Below are 19236 nucleotides of genomic sequence, written 5' to 3'. Positions count from 1 at the left end.
ACGTTCATGAAGCCCTATGCAAGGAGGCGGCGATGACCCAGCCGGCTGACAAGCTCCTCGAAGCGCTGCGTGCCTCCGTGAAGGAGACCGAACGGCTGCGGCAGCGTAACCGCCAGCTCGTCGCGGCCTCCTCGGCGCCACTGGCGATCGTGGGGATGAGCTGCCGCTACCCCGGTGGGGTGGCGAACCCCGACGACCTGTGGGAGCTGATCGCCGACGGCGGCGACGCGATCTCGGGATTCCCGGACGACCGGGGCTGGGATGTCGGCAGCTTCTACAACCCGGACCCGGACGCGCAGGGGACCGCGTACGTGCTCGACGGCGGTTTCCTGCAGGGCGCGGCGACGTTCGACGCCGGGTTCTTCGGGATCAGCCCGCGTGAGGCCCTCGCCATGGACCCCCAGCAGCGGCTGCTGCTGGAGGCCTCGTGGGAGGCCCTCGAAGCGTCCGGGCTCGACCCCATGTCGCTGCGCGGTTCGCAGACCGGCGTCTTCGTCGGTGTCGCCCCCTCGGACTACATCGCCAACCCGGCACTGCACAATATGGACGGTGCCGAGTGGCATCTGATGACCGGCGCCGCGACCAGCGTGATGTCGGGCCGCATCTCCTACCTGCTCGGGCTGCAGGGACCGGCCGTGTCGGTCGACACGGCCTGCTCGTCGTCGCTGGTGGCGTTGCACCTGGCCGCCCAGGCGCTCCGGGCGGGGGAGTGCACGCTCGCGGTGGCCGGTGGCGTCACGGTGATCATGTCGCCGTCGGGGTTCATCGGCTTCTCCCGGCAGCGGGGGCTGGCCGAGGACGGCCGGTGCAAGGCGTTCTCGGCCGACGCGGACGGCATGGGCATGTCCGAGGGCGTGGGCATGGTGGTGCTGGAGCGCCTCGACGACGCGCGGCGCAACGGGCACAAGGTGCTCGCGGTGATCCGCGGCTCGGCGATCAACCAGGACGGCGCCTCCAACGGCCTGACCGCCCCGAACGGGCCGTCGCAGCAGCGGGTCATCCGGGCCGCGCTGGCCAACGCCCGGCTGTCGAGCGCCGACGTGGACGTGGTGGAGGCGCACGGGACCGGCACGACGCTCGGGGATCCGATCGAGGCCCAGGCGCTGCTGAACACGTACGGTCAGGAACGTCCCGAAGGCCGCCCGTTGTGGCTCGGGTCGGTGAAGTCGAACATCGGCCACACCCAGCAGGCGGCCGGTGTCGCCGGTGTCATCAAGATGGTGCTCGCGTTGCAGCACGAGCAGCTGCCCCGCACGCTGCACGCCGAGCAGCCGTCGCCACACGTGGACTGGGCGTCCGGCGAGGTCGAGCTGCTGCAACAGCCGGTGGAGTGGCCCGCCGGTGAGCGGGTACGCCGGGCCGGCATCTCGTCGTTCGGCATGAGCGGCACCAACGCGCACATCATCGTCGAGGAAGCACCGGCCGGCGAGAGCGAGCAGGCCGTCCCGGTCGCCGAGCCGGCACCGGTCGTGTCGGGTGCGAACGCCTGGCTGGTCTCGTCCCGCTCCGCCGAGGGCGTGGCCGATCAGGCGGCGCGGCTGGGCGACTGGCTGACCGCGCGGCCCGATCTCGGGTCCGCCGACGTCGCCTGGTCCCTGGCCGTCACGCGCTCCGCGTTCGACCACCGGGCCGTCTTCGTCGGCGCGGACCGGGACACGCTGTCCGACCTCGGCAACGCGGTGTCCGGGGTGGCCCGCTCCGGCGGCCGGCCGGTGTTCGTGTTCCCGGGTCAGGGTTCCCAGTGGATCGGCATGGGCCGCGAGCTCGCCGCTTCGTCCGAGGTGTTCGCCGCGCGGCTCGCTGAGTGTTCACAAGCCCTTGCACCGTACGGTTCCTGGTCGCTGTTCGATGATTCGCTCGACTGGGACAAGGCGGATGTCGTCCAGCCGCTGCTCTGGTCGGTGATGGTGTCTCTCGCGGCGGTGTGGGAGGCCGCTGGGGTCGTACCCGATGCGGTTGTTGGTCATTCGCAGGGTGAGATCGCTGCCGCTGTGGTGGCGGGGATGTTGAGCCTGGAGGACGGCGCGAAGGTTGTTGCGCTGCGGTCGCAGTCGTTGCGGGCCCTCGCGGGTGCGGGCGGCATGCTGTCGATCCAGGCCTCCGCCGAGTCCGTGGAGAAGCGTCTCGACGACCGGCTGTCCCTGGCCGTGGTGAACGGCCCGGCCGCGGTGGTCGTCTCCGGTGAACCGGACGCGTTGCTGGAACTGAAACAGGAACTTGAGGCCGAGGGCGTCCGGGCGCGGATGGTCGCCGTGGACTATGCCTCGCACGGTCCGCAGGTCGAGAGCCTGAAGGACGAGATCCTCACCGCGCTCGATGGGGTGACGCCGCGGACCGGCCGGGTACCGATGGTGTCGGCGATGACCGGTGAGGTGCTGACCGGCACCGAACTGGATGCCGCCTACTGGTACGCCAGCCTCCGCACCCCGGTGCAGTTCGAGCGCGCCGTACGCGTACTCGCCGAACTGGGTCATCAGATCTTCATCGAGGTGACGCCGCATCCGGTGATGCTGGGCGCGATCACCGACATCGTGGCGGACGGCGGGGTGTGCGGGACGCTACGACGTGACGACGGTGGCGTGACGCGGCTCGTGACGTCCTTCGCCGAGGCGTTCGTGCAGGGCGCGACCGTCGACTGGACCAGGATCCTTCCGCCCGCGAAACGCGTGGACCTGCCGACCTACGCGTTCCGGCCGGACCGGTACTGGCCGGACGCCGCAGTACCCGTCAGCAGCGGCGACCCGGAGTCGCTCGGCATGGGCGCCGTCGGGCATCCGCTGCTGGGCGCCACGGTCGAGCTCGCCGGTGGGTCCGGACTGGTCTGCACGGGCCGGTTGTCGTTGCGTGCGCAGCCCTGGCTCGCCGATCACGCGGTCGGCGGCGTGGTGCTGCTGCCCGGCACCGGATTCGTGGAACTCGCGGTACGCGCGGGGGACCAGGCCGGTTGCGGGACGCTGGACGAGCTGACGCTGCAGGCCCCGCTCGTGGTGCCCGCGGACGGCAGCGGGGTCCAGGTCCAGGTGGTGGTCGGCGCCGGTGACGGTACGGGCCGGCGCGAGGTGCAGGTGTTCTCCCGTACCGACGCGCAGCAGCCCTGGACCCAGCACGCCACCGGAACGCTGGCACCGGGCAGCACATCCGGCAGCACAACGGGCAGCACGGATGCCGTGGTGGACGCCGGACTGTCCGCGTGGCCACCCCGGGATGCGACCGCGGTGGACATCGACGGGATCTACGAGGCCTTCGCCGCCGGCAGCCTGACCTACGGACCGGCGTTCCGCGGGGTACGCGAGATCTGGCAGCGCGGCACCGAGGTCTTCGCCGAGGTGGCCCTGCCCGAGGGCGTGGCCGCCGAGGCCGGTTCCTACGGGCTGCACCCGGCACTGATGGACGCCGTCCTGCAAGCCAGCGCGCTGCTCCCGCAGCCGGATGCGACCATCCAGCCGGATGCGACCAGCGGCAAGGGCGAGGTCCGGTTGCCGTTCGCCTGGACCGGTGTCGAGCTGCACGCCGGTGGCGCCGCGGTGCTGCGGGCCCGGCTGAGCCGCGACGACCGCGGCAACCTGACCTTCGTCGCCGCCGACGCCACGGGCGCCCCGGTCATCTCGGTGAGCTCGCTCAGCACCCGCCCGGTGACGGTCGAGCAGCTGCAGAGCGGCCCGTCCGACGCCCTGTACGCCGTGGACTGGCTCCCGGTCACCGTGGCACCCGCAGCCCCGGGCCCGGATTGGGCGCTGCTCGGAACGGACCACTTCGGGACGGGTGTCCGGGCGTACGACGCCGGCACCGAAGCCCCTGGCGCGGTGCTGGCCTGCATCACCGGCGAGGTCCCGCAGCACGTCGCGATCGAGGCGCTGGAGCTTGTGCAGCGCTGGCTGGCCGACGACCGCCTCGAACCGGTGCCGCTGATCGTGCTGACCCGCGGCGCCGTTCCGGTGGTGCCCGGCGAGGGCGTCAGCGACCTGGCAGCCGCCGCGGCGTGGGGCCTGCTGCGCTCGGCGCAGTCGGAGAACCCGGGCCGCATCTTCCTCGTCGACCTGCCCGCCACCGCCGATGTCGACCTGGCCGCGCTGGCCGGGGTACCGGACTCCGGGGAGCCGGAGCTGGCGTTCCGGGGCACCGGTGGCGCGCTCGGCGCGTACGGGCGGCGTCTGGTGCGGCCGTCGGGTGCCCTCGTGGCGCCGGAAGGCCCGTGGCGCCTGACCCCCGACGCCGGCGGTTCCCTGCACGATCTGACGCTGGCGGAAGCCCCCGAGTTCGCCCTGCCGCTGGAGGCGGGTCACGTACGCGTGGGCGTCCGGGTGGCGGGCCTGAACTTCCGCGACGTGCTGATCGCGCTGGGCATGTACCCCGGCGGTGGCGTGATGGGCAGTGAGATCGCCGGTGTGGTGCTGGAGACCGGTCCCGGGGTCACCGCCGTCCACCCGGGTGACCGGGTCATGGGTATCGCCGCCGGCGGGTTCGGACCGGTGGTCACCACGGATGCGCGGCAGCTCGTCCGCGTACCCGACGGCTGGTCCTTCGCGACCGCCGCGTCGGTGCCGGTCGCTTTCCTGACGGCCTGGTACGCGCTGGTGAACCTCGCCGATGCCCGAGCCGGTCAGAAGGTGCTGATCCACGCGGCCGCCGGTGGCGTCGGATCCGCCGCGGTGCAGATCGCCCGGCACCTCGGTCTTGAGGTCTACGCGACGGCGAGCCCGGCGAAATGGCCGGCGCTGCTCGCGGCCGGCTTGGACGAGCAGCACATCGCCTCGTCCCGCGACGCCCGCTTCGAGCCGGAATTCCTGGCTGCCACGGGCGGCCGGGGTGTGGACATCGTCATCAACTCCCTCGCCGGGGACCTGATCGACGCCTCGCTGCGGCTGCTGCCGGCCGGTGGCGCGTTCATCGAGATGGGCAAGACGGATCTGCGTGACCCGGGCACCCTCCCCGCCGGTCTCACCTACCGCCCCTTCGACCTGGGTGAGGCGGGCCCGGACCAGCTCGGCGCCATGCTCGCCACGATCGTCGATCTGCTGTCCGCACACGACCTGAACCCGCTGCCGCTGCGGGCCTGGGACGTGCGCCGGGCACCGGAGGCGTTCCGGTTCATGTCGCAGGCGCGGCACACCGGCAAGCTCGTCCTGACGATGCCCGCCGCCCCGATGCCCGCCGCTACGGGGACCGGCACCACCCTGATCACCGGTGGCACCGGCACGCTGGGTGCCCTGGTCGCGCGGCACCGGGCGGCCACCGGCAGTCTCGTGCTGACGAGCCGCTCCGGACCGGGCGCGGCGAACGTCGCCGTGCTGAGCGCGGACCTGGCCGGGCAGGGCGCAACGGTACGGGTCCTGGAGTGCGACGCTGCCGATCGCGACGCCCTCAGCACGGTTCTGGCCGGCATCTCCGACCTGACAAGCGTGGTGCACACCGCCGGCATCCTGGACGACGGCGTCATCGCCTCGCTCACCCCGGAACGGGTCGCGACCGTCATGCGCCCGAAGGCCGACGGCGCATGGAACCTGCACGAGCTGACCCAGCGCTACGACCTGACCGATTTTGTGCTGTTCTCCTCGGCGGCGTCCGCGACGGGCGCACCCGGGCAGGGCAACTACGTGGCGGCGAACGCGTTCCTGGACGCGCTGGCGGCCGAACGCCGTGCCACCGGACTGCCGGGCACCTCGCTGGGCTGGGGGATGTGGGCCGAGCTCAGCGCGCTGACCGGGCAGCTCAGTGACGCGGAACGGGCCCGGATCAGCCGCGGTGTCGCCGCGCTGAGCGCCGAGGAGGGCCTGGCGCTCTTCGACCTGGCCGTGAGCCGCGACGAGGCAGTGCTCGTCCCGGCACGCTTCGACCTGCCGAAGATGCGCGCCCAGGCAGCCCAGGCCACCGACACGAGCCAGGTGCCCGCGCTGTGGCGGGCGCTGATCCACACCGGCGGCACCCGGCGCACCGCCGCATCCGGTCCCGCCGGTGCGGACTCCCTGCACCGGCAGCTGGCCCCGCTGAGCGCCGCCGAGCGGATCCGGCTGCTGTCCGACCTGATCCGCACGCACGTCGCCGCCGTGCTCGGCCACACCACCGCCACCGCGATCGAGGCCACCCGCAACTTCACCGACCTGGGCTTCGACTCGCTGACGGCGGTCGAGCTGCGCAACCGGCTCAACGGCGTCACCGGTCTGCGCCTGCCCGCCACGCTCGTCTTCGACTACCCCAACCTCACCGTGCTCGCCGGTCACCTGCGCGACCTGCTCGTGGGCGACGACGCCCCGGCCGTGGACCGCCCCCCGGCGCACGCCGTGCCCGTGGACGGCGACCCGATCGTGATCGTCGGCATGGCCTGCCGGTTCCCCCGCGACGTGACGAGCCCGGACGAGTTCTGGCAGCTGCTCGCCGGCGGCACGGACGCCGTCTCCGGTTTCCCGGACGACCGCGGCTGGGACGCCGACAATCTCTACCACCCGGACCCCGACCACACCGGGACCATCTACACCCGCTCCGGCGGCTTCATGGGCGACGCCAGCGGTTTCGACGCCGGGTTCTTCGGCATCAGCCCGCGCGAGGCGCTCGCCATGGACCCCCAGCAGCGGCTGCTCCTCGAGGTGTCGTGGGAGGCCATCGAGCGGTCCGGGATCGAACCGGGAACGTTGCGCGGCAGCCCGACCGGCGTCTTCGTCGGCGGTTTCGCCTCGGGGTACGGCATCGGCGTGGCGATGGGCACCGAAGGCTCCGAGGGTCACCTGACGACCGGCTTCGCCACGAGCGTGCTGTCCGGCCGGGTGTCGTACACCCTGGGGCTGGAGGGCCCGGCGGTCACCGTCGACACCGCGTGCTCGTCGTCGCTGGTCGCACTGCACCTGGCCGCGCAGGCACTGCGGTCCGGGGAGTGCTCGCTGGCACTGGCCGGCGGCGCGACCGTGATCTCCACCCCCGACGGCTTCGTGGGGTTCAGCCAGCAGCGGGGCCTCGCCGAGGACGGCCGGAGCAAGGCGTTCTCGGCCGGCGCGGACGGCATGGGCATGGCCGAGGGAGCGGGCGTACTCGTTGTCGAGCGGCTCTCCGACGCCCGTCGCAACGGCCACCCGGTGCTCGCGGTGGTCCGCAGCTCGGCCGTCAACCAGGACGGCGCCTCCAACGGGATGACCGCCCCGAACGGGCCGTCGCAGCAACGGGTCATCCGGGCGGCACTCGCCACCGCCGGGCTGTCGACCAACGACGTGGACGCGGTCGAGGCGCACGGGACCGGCACGACGCTCGGCGACCCGATCGAGGCGCAGGCGCTGCTGGCGACGTACGGTCAGGGTCGTCCGGAAGGCCGGCCCCTGTGGCTCGGGTCCGTGAAGTCCAACATCGGGCACACCCAGGCCGCCGCCGGTGTCGCCGGCGTGATGAAAATGGTGCTGGCACTGCGGAACGAGCAGTTGCCGCGTACGTTGCACGCCGCCGATCCGTCACCCCACGTGGACTGGACAGCCGGCGACGTCCGGCTGCTGAACGAACCCGTGCCGTGGCCGTCGAACGGCCGGGTCCGGCGGGCGGGCGTGTCGTCGTTCGGGATCAGCGGCACCAACGCGCACATCATCCTGGAGGAAGCCCCCGCCGAGGACGCCGCGCCGGTCGCTGTACCGCCGGCCCGGGTCGTGTCGGGTGCCGGTGCCCGGGTGCTGTCGAGCCGCTCCGCAGCGGGCCTCGCCGATCAGGCCGACCGGCTGCGCGACTGGGTGAGTGAACGCCCGGAGCTCGACCCCGCCGACGTGGCCTGGTCCCTGGCGACCACCCGGTCGGTGTTCGAGCACCGGGCCGTCGTGGTGGGTGACGATCAGATCAGCGGTGTCGCTCGTGCGGACGCCCGGACCGTGTTCGTGTTCCCGGGTCAGGGTTCACAGTGGATCGGCATGGGCCGCGAGCTCGCTGACTCTTCCGAGGTGTTTGCCGCGCGTCTTGCTGAGTGCTCGAAGGCCCTTGCACCGTACGGAACCTGGTCGCTGTTCGATGATTCGCTCGACTGGGACAAGGCGGACGTGGTCCAGCCTTTGCTCTGGTCCGTGATGGTGTCCCTGGCGGCGGTGTGGGAAGCCGCCGGGGTACATCCCGACGCTGTTGTCGGCCACTCGCAGGGCGAGATCGCTGCCGCAGTGGTGGCGGGGATGTTGAGCCTGGAGGACGGCGCGAAGGTTGTCGCGCTGCGATCGCAGTCGTTGCGGGCCCTCGCCGGCGCGGGCGGCATGCTGTCGATCCAGGCCTCTGCCGAGTCGGTGGAAGCACGCTTGGACGACCGCGTGTCGCTGGCAGTGGTGAACGGGCCTGCCGCGGTGGTCGTTTCGGGTGAACCGGCCGCGTTGCTGGAACTGAAGCAGGAGTTCGACAACGAGGGTGTCCGGGCGCGGATGGTTGCCGTGGACTATGCCTCGCACGGTCCGCAGGTCGAGAGCCTGAAGGACGAGATCCTCACCGTGCTTGCTGGTGTGACGCCGCGGGCGGGCCGGGTGCCGATGGTGTCGGCGATGACCGGTGAGGTGCTGACGGGCACGGAACTGGATGCTGCCTACTGGTACGCCAGTTTGCGTGCGCCGGTGCAGTTCGAGCGGGCGGTGCGCGTACTCGCCGAACTGGGTCATGAATTGTTTGTCGAGGTCACGCCGCATCCGGTGCTGCTCGGTGCGGTGGGCGACATCGTCGAGGACGGAGCTGTCTTCGGGACGTTGCGCCGCGACGACGGTGGTGTCACGCGCCTCGTGACGTCGTTCGCGGAGGCGTTCGTGCGCGGCGCGACCGTCGACTGGACCACCGTCCTGCCCGCCGCCGCCCAGGTGGAACTGCCGACGTACGCGTTCCGGCACGAGCGGTTCTGGCCCGACGCCCCCCGCTACGCCGCCGGCGGTGACCCCGTGTCCCTGGGCCTGGGCGCCGTCGGGCACCCGTTGCTGGGCGCCACGGTCGAACTCGCCGGCGGGGCCGGACTGGTGTGCACGGGACGGCTGTCGCTGCGTACGCACCCCTGGCTCGCCGATCACGCGGTCGGTGGCGTGGTGCTGCTGCCCGGCACCGGATTTGTGGAACTCGCCGTGAGCGCGGGTGACCAGGCCGGCTGCGGCGTGGTGGAGGAGCTGACGCTGCAGGCCCCGCTGCTCCTGCCCGCGGACGGAAGCGGCGTGCAGGTGCAGGTCGTGCTCGGCGCGGCCGACGGCACCGGGCGCCGCGACGTACGGGTGTACTCCCGCACCGACCCGCAGCAACCGTGGACCGAGCACGCCGGCGGCACCCTGGCCCCGGCGGAAGAGCACGCTGTCACGGACGCCGAGCTGGCCGTCTGGCCGCCCCGGGACGCGACGGTGGTGGACATCGACGGCATGTACGAGGCGTTCGCGGCCGGGGCGCTCGAATACGGCCCCTCGTTCCAGGGCGTCCGTGCCGCCTGGCGCCGGGGAGCGGACGTCTACGCCGAGGTGGCCCTGCCCGATGAGGCGGCCGGTGACGCCGGATCGTACGGTCTGCACCCGGCCCTGCTGGACGCTGTTCTGCAGGCCAGCGCGTTGCTCCCGCAGCCGGGCGCGACCGGCGGCGAAGGCCTGGTCCGGTTGCCGTTCGCCTGGACGGGGGTGCAGTTGCACGCCGGTGGCGCCGGGGTGCTGCGGGCCCGGCTGCGCCGCGACGACCGGGGCGACCTCACGTTCACGGCGGCCGACACCATGGGCGCACCGGTCATCTCGGTGGCCTCCCTGGTCACCCGCCCGGTCGCGGTCGACCAGCTGCGCAGCAGCACGGACACGGGCCCGGGTGACGCGTTGTTCGCGGTGGACTGGGTCCCGGTCAGCCCGGCGGGCGGCTCGCCCGCCGGAGCTCTGGCGCTGCTCGGTGCCAACCCGTTCGGCATCGACGGGATCGCCTACGCCGGCATCGCGGACATCGTCGCGGCAGCCGAACTACCTCGCGCGGTTCTGGTGAGCATCGTGGGCGGGACCGGAGACGTCGCGCAGGCGGCCCGGCAACTCACCGCTGAGACGCTCGCACTGCTGCAGGAATGGCTTGCCGAGGACCGCCTCGAAACCGTGCCGCTCGTGGTGCTGACCCGGGGCGCGGTCGCCGCACTGCCCGGCGAGGGCGTGACCGATCTGGCCGCGGCCGCGGTGTGGGGTCTGCTGCGGTCGGCGCAGGCGGAGAACCCGGGCCGGCTGATCCTGGCCGACGTGCCAGCCACCGGTGTGGTGGACCCGGATCTGCTCGACAGCGGCGAGCCGGAACTGGCCCTGCGCGACGCGATCGGCTACGGACGCCGGCTGATCCGGCCCGCACCCGCCACCGTCCGCGAGGTCCCGGCCGGAACCGCAGACAGCACCGCCGTCCGCCGGGCCCCGGCCGGAACCGCTCTGATCACCGGCGGCACCGGCACCCTCGGTGCACTGGTGGCCAGGCATCTGGCGGTCACCGGGCGCGCCGGCACCGTCGTCCTGCTCAGCCGCTCCGGGCCTTGGGCAACGGGAGCCGCGACACTGGCCGCCGACCTCGCCGCGCTCGGCACGCAGGTGCGGATCGTGGCCGGGGACGCGGCCGATCGGGACGCCCTCGCCGCGATCGTGGACCGCGTGCCGCCACAATCGGTGTTCCACACCGCGGGCGTCATCGACGACGGCGTGATCGCGTCGCTGACCCCGCAGCGGCTGGACGCCGTGATGCGGCCCAAGACCGACGCCGCCTGGCATCTGCACGAGCTCACGGCGGATCTCGACCTGGACCACTTCGTGCTGTTCTCGTCCGCCGCCGCCACGTTCGGGGCGCCCGGGCAGGGCAACTACGTCGCCGCCAACACGTTCCTGGACGCGCTGGCCTCATACCGCCGGGCGGCCGGGCAACCGGCCACGTCGCTGGCGTGGGGCCTGTGGGCCGACGTCAGCGGGCTCACCGGGCAGCTCTCCGAGGCCGAACGGGCACGGATGGGCCGCAACGGCATCACGGCGCTGACCGCCGGTGAGGCGCTGGCCCTGATGGACACCGCCCTGACCCGCGACGACGCGATGCTGGTCGCGGCCCGGCTGGACCTGGCGGGGCTCCGGGGGCAGGCTGCCCGCGGCGCGGAGGTACCGGCGCTGTGGAAGGCGCTGGCCCCCGCCGCGGCACGGCGTACCGCCGCATCCGCAACCGCCGGAGCCGCGGACTCGCTGAGGCAGCAGTTGTCCGTGCTGGCACCGGCCGACGGCGAGCAGGTCCTGCTGGAACTCACCCGCACCCACATCGCGGCGGTGCTGGGCCACACCTCGGGCGATGCCATCGAGCCGGCCCGCGCGTTCAGCGACCTGGGTTTCGACTCGCTGACCGCCGTCGAGCTGCGTAACCGGCTGACCGCGGCGACCGGGCTGCGACTGCCCGCCACGCTCGTGTTCGACTACCCCAGCCCGGTCGTGCTGGCCACCCACCTGCGGTCGCAGCTGATCGGAGAGCTGCCCGCCGCGGCGGTGCCGGCGACCCCGGCGCTGGCACTCGCCGACGATCCGATCGCGATCGTCGGGATGAGCTGCCGCTTCCCGGGCGGCGTGACGGGCCCGGAGGACCTGTGGCGCCTGCTCGACGCGGGGGAGGACGCCATCTCCGAGTTCCCCGCCGACCGTGGCTGGGACCTCGAGGCCCTCTACAACCCGGACGCCACCAACCAGGGCACCTCGTACACGCAGTCGGGCGGGTTCGTCACGGACGCCAGCGCGTTCGACGCCGGCTTCTTCGAGATCAGCCCCCGCGAGGCGCTCGCCATGGACCCGCAGCAGCGGCTGCTCCTGGAACTCTCCTGGGAGGCGTTCGAACGGGCCGGCATCGACCCGGCGACGCTGCGCGGCAGCCAGACCGGCGCGTTCGTGGGCGGTTACACCTCCGGGTACGAGCAGGGCGTCATCGCCGACGGCACCGAGGTCGGCGGGCACCTGATGACCGGCGTCGCGACCAGCATCCTGTCGGGCCGGCTGTCGTACGCGTTCGGCCTGGAAGGCCCGGCGATGACGGTCGACACGGCCTGCTCGTCGGCGCTGGTCGCCCTGCACCTCGCCGCGCAGGCGCTGCAGGCCGGCGAATGCTCGCTCGCGCTGGTCGGCGGCGTGACCGTCATGGCGACCCCGGGCACGTTCATCGAGTTCTCCCGCCAGCGCGGGCTGTCGACGGACGGGCGCTGCAAGGCGTTCTCGGCCGATGCCGATGGCACCGGGTTCTCCGAGGGCGCCGGCATGCTCGTCGTGGAGCGGCTGTCGCAGGCCCGCCGCAACGGCCACCAGGTCCTCGCGGTGCTGAGGGGCAGCGCGCTCAACCAGGACGGTGCCTCCAACGGCCTGACCGCCCCGAACGGCCCCGCGCAGCAGCGGGTGATCCGCTCGGCGCTCGCGAACGCGCGGCTCTCGGCCGGTGACGTGGACGTCGTCGAGGCGCACGGGACCGGCACGACGCTGGGTGACCCGATCGAGGCACAGGCGCTGCTGGCGACGTACGGTCAGGACCGTCCGGAGGATCAGCCGCTGTGGCTCGGCTCGGTCAAGTCGAACATCGGGCACACCCAGGCCGCGGCCGGTGTCGCCGGTGTCATCAAGATGGTGCTGGCGTTGCGGCACGGCCGGATCCCGCAGACATTGCACGCGGACGAGCCGTCGCCGCACGTGGACTGGACCGCCGGGGACGTCCGGCTGCTGACGGAATCCGTGCCGTGGCCCGCCACCGGACGGCCGCGGCGGGCGGGTGTGTCCTCGTTCGGCATCAGCGGCACGAACGCCCACGTCATCGTGGAAGAGGCACCACCGGTTGCCGAGCCGGGCGGCCCCGCACCGCAGCCGCGGCCGCAGGTGGTGGCGTGGACGCTGTCGGCCCGCACCGACCAGGCCCTGCAGGCGCAGGCGACCCGGTTGCGCGAATTCCTCGTCGAGCGACCGGAGCTGGACCCTCTCGACGTCGCCCTGTCGCTGGCCACCACGCGGACGGTGTTCAACCGCCGGGCGGTCGTGCTGGGTGGCGACCGGGCCGGCCTGCTCGGTGAGCTGGCCGTGATGTCGGCGGGTGTGGCGGCGAAGGACGTGGTGACCGGCACCGCGGCGGGGGAGCAGAAGCTCGCGTTCGTGTTCCCCGGCAGCGACGCCGGGTGGCCCGGCTCGGTGGCGTCCCTGCTGGACGATTCGCCCGTGTTCGCGGCGCGGATGGCCGAGTGCGAACAGGCGCTCGCGCCGCTCGTGGACTGGTCGCTCACCGAGGTGCTGCGGGGCCCGGCCGTCGAGCGGGTCGAGGTGCTGCAGCCCGTGCTGTGGGCGGTCCTCGTCTCGCTGGCGGCCATGTGGCGGGCGGCGGGCGTACACCCCGCCGCGGTCGCGGGTGACGGTCCCGGCGAGGTGGCTGCCGCACAGGTGGCCGGCATCCTCACCCCCGCCGACGCCGCCCGGATCGCCGTCTCCCTGGCCAGCGGCTCGGAGCTCACGGGCATCCGGGTCAGGCCGGGCACGATTGCGATGTACTCCACCCGGGACGCCGCCCCGGTCGGCGACGCCGAGCTGGATGCCGCCTGGTGGCTCGGCGCCGGGGACGACCCGCAGTGGACCGAGACCGTGCTGGCGCTGGCCGGCGCGGGCATCGGCGGCTATGTCGAGCTCAGCCCGGAACCGGTGCTGAGCGACCGCATCGCCAAGGTGCTCGCCGACCACGCACCGGACGGGGCCACCCGGACGGTGACCGGAGCCCTGGACCGCGCCGGTACCGGCCTGCAGGCGTTCCTGACCAGCCTGGCCACGGTCCACGTCCAGGGCACCACCGTGGACTGGGCCGCCGTGCTCGCCGGGGGACGCAAGGTCGACCTTCCCACGTACGCGTTCCAGCGCCAGCGCTACTGGCCGACGATCCCCGTACAGCGCCCCTCCTCCTCCGACCGGGAACGAAAGTTCTGGGCCGCCGTGGACGGCGGGGACATGTCCGCCCTCGCCGGACTGCTCGGGCTGGCCGGGCACTTGAACGAGGACACGCCGCTCGGCACGGTCCTGGCGAAGCTCTCGCAGTGGCGCGGGCAGGAGCCCGGCACACCGGCGGAGGCCACCGAGGCGCCCGGAGCCCGCGAATGGATGCGTCAGCTGGACGGGCTCGACCCCGCCGAACAGCAGGAACTGATGCGCCGGCTGGTCCGTGAGGGCATCGCCGAGATGCTCGGATACGACTCGCTCGACTGGGTTCCCGGCGACGGTGACGTGTTCGAGATGGGCATGACCTCCATGCTGGCCGTTCAACTGAGAGAAAGCATCAGCGAACGGACCGGCGTAAACTTGCCCGAGGGTTTCATCTATGACTTCTATTCACCGGTCGCCATCGCGGACTTCCTCTGGGCGCAATTGTCGGCGGCGCTTCCCCACAACGATTCCCCGGCTGTCTGACAGTCATGTGCCGCGCCTTTCGATTCTTTACGATGGGATGAATCAGTGCCGAATCCGAACTCCTGGAGCGTCATCTCCGCGCCCGAGTCGAACCGTATTGTGCTGGCCGTCGACTTTCCCGCGGCCGGCCGGAACGAAGCCGGTTTCGGCGAGCTCGCGGCCAAAATGGGAACGGCCTGGTCCGGCCTGGGTTTCCTGCAGACCGTCCCGCCGCCGGTGCGGGTGACCGAGCGGCCGTCCGGTGACTTCTACACCGAGCACTGGATGCGCGACGGCGAGTGGGAGAAGTACGAGGTGGTGGCCGTGCTCGGCTACTGCGTCGGCAGCGTCTACGCCGCGGAGGTCGCGGGCCGGCTCGCCGCGTTCCAGAGCACCGAGCCGCGGGTGATCCTGTTCGACCCGCAGCTCACCGACAGCCAGCTGCTCGCCATGGAGATGCACAAGATGATCGGCATGGCCGGTCCGATCTTCACCGCCGCCGAGGCGGAGAGTGCCCGGCAGAGCGCCACCCGGATCGTCGAGACGCACTCCGGCGGCCTGTTCGACGCCGCCATCGAGATCGTCGGGCTCTACCGCGAGATGGCCGCGATCGCGTTCAAGCGGATCGGCCTCGCCGAGTCCCGCCTCGACGAGGTGGTCCAGCTGTTCGAGTCGTACATGACCTGGCTGGCAGCCGCCGCGCAGGTCGACCCGACGGAGATCTGGAAGCGATCGCTCGCGATCACGTCGACCGACTTCGCGCTGATGGAGAGCCGCGGCGACACCACCGTGGTGAACGCCGCCAAGGTGATCGGCAGCAGGTTCGCGCTCGAGGTCGGCCACGCTGATCTGATGCGCTCGGACTCGGCGGTCGCGGTCCTGGAGGAACACGCCGAATTCCCGGCGTCATGAGCGTAGCCGTCGCGTCGGGTAAGGAAAAAGCGCTGTGGCTGCTCGAGCGGATCGTCCCCGGCACCGGGATCAACAATCTCGGGCTCGCCTTTCAGGTGACCGGCCGGCTGAATCCTCAGGCGTTGCGCGCCGCGCTGACCATTCTGCTTGCCCGGCACGAGGTGCTCCGGACGGTATTTGAGTCCACCGGCGGCGCGGAATTGTCCAAGCGAATCGTCGGCACGGGCGAGTTCGAGGTGCAGATCGAGCCGCTGGGAACCGATCTGACCACATTTGCCGACCGGCCTTTCCCGTTCACCGGCGAGCCTTTGCTGCGGGCGGGGCATGCCAGCCGTACCGACGGTGACGTTTTCTGTGTCGTCGTGCATCACCTAACGTTCGACATGGTCTCCATGGCCCTTTTCATGCGGGAATTCATTCCCGTTTACGACGCGATCTGCGGTGGGCTGCCCATTCCCGCCGCGGCGTCGGCGCAGCCGGTCACCGAGACCGCGCCACGGCCGGCGGACCTCACCTACTGGCGCGAGACGCTGCGCGGTTACACACCGGGCAACCTCGACCTGTGGTGCGGCGCCCCGCGTGGCCGGCAACCCGTGATGAGCGGCGGGAACGCACGCCGCGCGCTCTCCCCGGAGGCCCAGCGGGCACTGTCGAGCCTGCAGCGCGTGGCGCGGGCGCCCGTGGCCGCGGTGCTCCTCGCCGCCTACAGCGCCCTGCTCGCGTCGCACGGCGCCGGGCCCGACCTCGTCATCGGCTCCCCGGTCGACGTCCGGGGCACCAACCCGGCGGGCATCGGCTATCACGTCAACGTGGTCCCGCTGCGGATCCAGGTCGACCTGGCCGCCGGTTTCCGGGTGCTGACCCGCCAGGCCCGCGACGCGTTCCTCGGCGCGATGGCACACGCCGACGTGTCCGTGGACGACCTCACCGGTGAGCTTCCCGGTGTCGGGTCCGCGTGGCAGTCCGCGCTCTTCCAGCACCTGTTCAACTACCTGCCGGCGGCGTCGCTGGGCGAGTTGTCCGTCGACGGCATGCCGGCCCGGCTGCTGACCGTCGACAACCCGTACAGCAAGTTCGACCTCGAACTGGTCGGTACGCCCTCGATGTCGGAGATCTGGTTCCGCTACGCCCGCGACGTGCTGAGCGAGGCGGACGTCGAGGCGTTGCAGCGCCGGTTCGACGCGCTGCTGGTCGCCGCCGCCGCGGACGCCGACCGGCCGCTGCTCGAATACGCGGGCTGGAGTGACCTGGACCGCGAGATCGTCGACAAGGCCGCCGTGGACGCCCCGCGGAGCTACGTCGTCGCACCCGACGGCAGGGAGCTCCCGCCCGGGCTTCGTGGTGAACTGTGCCTGGCCGGCCCCGCGGATGCCCCGGACCGGCTCCACCACACCGGGGAACAGGCCCGCAGGCTCCCCGACGGCACGATCGAGCGGCTGGCCCCGCCCGGCCCCGGCACCCACGGCGACCCGGCTGCCGAGCCGGCACCGGCGCCCGACGACGACCTCGTGCAGGACCTGATCGAGGTGTGGCACCAGCTCCTGAACACCGAGGTGACCGCCCGTACGAGCTTCTTCGAAGCCGGTGGTCACTCGTTGCTGGCGGCAGTACTGGCGCAGAGGATCGAGGATCTCACCGGGATACCGATCGCCCTGCCCGACATTTTCGAGAACCCCACCCCGGCCGCGCTCGCCGCGAAGCTGCGGGAAACAGACCCAGGGAAGAGACCATGACTACTGATTTCGGGGAGCACCGCCTCGCCGTCGTCGGGGCCGGCGTGATGGGTACGAACATCTCGGCACTGGCCCTCGGCCACGGGGTACCCGTCGTCCTGGTGGACGTCGACGAATCCGTGCTGGAAGCCGCCCGGTCCACCGTCAAGCAGAAGCTGCGGCACGCCCAGCTGATGGGCGTGCTCCCGGCCGGCCGCACACCGGGCACGCTGACGACCACCCTGTCGCTCGATGACATCGCCGACGCCACCACCGTGGTCGAGGCGGTCACGGAGGTCGCCGAGGCCAAGGAGAAGGTGCTCAGCGCGGCGTCGAAACTCGTGCGCCCCGGCACCATCCTGATCTCCAACACGTCCTGCATCCCGATCGACGAGATGGCCGAGTGGGTCGAGCGTCCCGCGGATCTCGTCGGGGTGCACTTCATGAACCCGTCGTACCTGATCAAGATGGTCGAGGTGATCCGCGGGCCGCGTACCGATCCCGCTCTGGTCACGGCCGTGACCGACCTGCTGAGCGTGCTCGGCCGGCAGTCGATCGTCATCAACGACTCGGCCGGTTTCGTGATCAACCGGCTCCTGCACCCGCTCATCAATACGGCGGCCATGCTCGTGCAGGAGGGCGTCGCCTCGGTGGAGGACGTGGACGGCCTGCTCGAAGGGTGCCTCGGGCACTCGACCGGGCCGCTGGCCACCGGTGACCTGATCGGCCTGGACAACCTGGTCGACTCGCTTAACGTGCTCTACGAACGCCGCGGCGACGAGAGCTGCAACCCCTGCGACCTGCTGCTGCAGAAGGTGCGGGACGGCCACCTGGGCCGTAAGTCCGGAGAAGGTTTCTACAACTACGCAAAGGGCGCGTCATGACGGCGGAATCGACGACCTCGGCGGCCACCGCCGAGACCATCCGGCACGAACTGCTCGGCTTCCTCGCCGAACGCATCAAGACCACGGTGGAGCCGGAGCAGGACCTCTTCAGCTCCGGCCTGGTGTCCTCGATGTTCGCCATGCAGCTCGTCGTGCACCTCGAGGAGGCCTACGACATCGCGATCGTCGGCCCCGACCTCAAGCTCGACAGCTTCCGCACGGTCGAGTCGATGACCGCGCTGGTGCTGCGGCTCAAGGACGCCGACGACCCGGCCGGCGATGCCTGAGCCACTCGCCGACGAGCGCGCCTTCCTCGGCGAGCTCATCGGCGACCGGGCGGGTGCCTGGGACCTGGCGGGGGAGTTGCCGCTCGATCTGCTCCACAAGGCCGGCGCCCGCGGGCTGCTGTGCGCGCAGGTCCCGGCCTCGTTCGGCGGGCTCGGGGCGACCAGCCAGGACAACGGCGAATTCACGGCGTACGCCGGCAGCCTCGACAGCTCCCTGCGCAGCATCATGACGTCGCAGGGCATCGTGGCGTACACCGTCCAGCGGTTCGGTGACCGCGCCCAGCGCCGGCACTACCTCGCGGAGCTGACCAGCGGGAAGCTGGCCGGGGTCGGGTTCAGCGAGCCGGGCGCCGGCAGTGACCTGTCCTCGATGGAGACCAGCATCGAGCCGGACGGCGACGGGTTCGTCGTCAACGGCGAGAAGAAGTGGCTCACCGGCGCCCGCTACGCCGACTACCTGCTGATCCTGGGCCGCAACGGTGACGCCGCCGCGGCGGCCATGATCCCGGTGGACTCGCCGGGCCTGGAGATCGACCTGGTGGCCGATCCGATGGGCTGCCGGGCCGCCGGGCACGCGAACGTCCGCTTCACCGGCATCCGGCTCCCCGCGTCGGCCGTGCTGGGCGGCGGGGGACAGTCCCTGCCGATGCTGTTCACCACGGCCCTGTCGTACGGCCGGATGTCCATCGCCTGGGGCTGTGCCGGCATCATCCGGGCCTGTCTGCAGGCCGCGGGCACGCACACCAGGAACCGGACCCAGGGCGGGGTGGCGCTCGCCGAGCACCAGCTCGTCCGGCGGCACCTGGCCGAGCTGCTCATCGCCGAACAGACGTCGACCCGGATCTGCGAACACGCGAGCCGCTCGTGGGATTCCGGGTCACCGGACATGGCCGTCATGGCGGTCCTGGCCAAGCACACCAGCGCCGGGCACGCCGCCGGCAGCGCGGCCACGGCCGTGCAACTGCTCGGGTCGGCCGGTGCCCAGGACGGGCACGTGGTGGCCCGGGCGTATCGCGACGCGAAGCTCATGGAGCTCATTGAGGGCAGCAACGAGATCTGCCAGCTCATCCTGGCCGAGCACGCGCTGTCCATCACGGGATGACGGGAG

At 72.0% G+C, this 19236-nt stretch carries 5 protein-coding genes and 1 pseudogene; all 6 read left to right on the top strand.

Going from position 1 to position 19236, the window contains the following annotated elements:
• Positions 1-32: 32 nt before the first annotated feature.
• Positions 33-14291 (top strand): annotated as a pseudogene (locus Ahu01nite_RS51095) (SDR family NAD(P)-dependent oxidoreductase); the annotation flags it as partial.
• A 108-nt stretch (positions 14292-14399) separates the two neighbouring features.
• Positions 14400-15245, top strand: a complete 846-nt coding sequence (locus Ahu01nite_RS45815) for a hypothetical protein (RefSeq protein WP_203843053.1) — start codon at positions 14400-14402, stop codon at positions 15243-15245.
• Positions 15242-16978 (top strand): condensation domain-containing protein, encoded by a 1737-nt coding sequence (locus tag Ahu01nite_RS45810; RefSeq protein WP_203843052.1) that lies wholly within the window; start codon positions 15242-15244, stop codon positions 16976-16978. The genes Ahu01nite_RS45815 and Ahu01nite_RS45810 overlap by 4 nt, the downstream gene beginning before the upstream one ends.
• Positions 16975-17841: a 3-hydroxyacyl-CoA dehydrogenase family protein gene (locus tag Ahu01nite_RS45805; protein ID WP_203843051.1), complete on the top strand. Its 867-nt coding sequence runs from the start codon at positions 16975-16977 to the stop codon at positions 17839-17841. The genes Ahu01nite_RS45810 and Ahu01nite_RS45805 overlap by 4 nt, the downstream gene beginning before the upstream one ends.
• The gene (locus Ahu01nite_RS45800; protein WP_203843050.1) at positions 17838-18128 is read left to right on the top strand and encodes an acyl carrier protein; all 291 of its coding nucleotides are present in this window, start codon (positions 17838-17840) and stop codon (positions 18126-18128) included. Before Ahu01nite_RS45805 ends, Ahu01nite_RS45800 begins: the two co-directional genes overlap by 4 nt.
• On the top strand, positions 18121-19230 hold the full coding sequence (locus Ahu01nite_RS45795; RefSeq protein ID WP_203843049.1) for an acyl-CoA dehydrogenase family protein: 1110 nt from the start codon (positions 18121-18123) through the stop codon (positions 19228-19230). Before Ahu01nite_RS45800 ends, Ahu01nite_RS45795 begins: the two co-directional genes overlap by 8 nt.
• Positions 19231-19236 lie beyond the last annotated feature (6 nt).

This window comes from Winogradskya humida (assembly GCF_016862215.1).
GTDB lineage: Bacteria > Actinomycetota > Actinomycetes > Mycobacteriales > Micromonosporaceae > Actinoplanes > Actinoplanes humidus.
The sequence above is the reverse complement of the archived record's forward strand: the minus strand, read 5'-3'. Positions and strand labels throughout refer to the sequence as shown.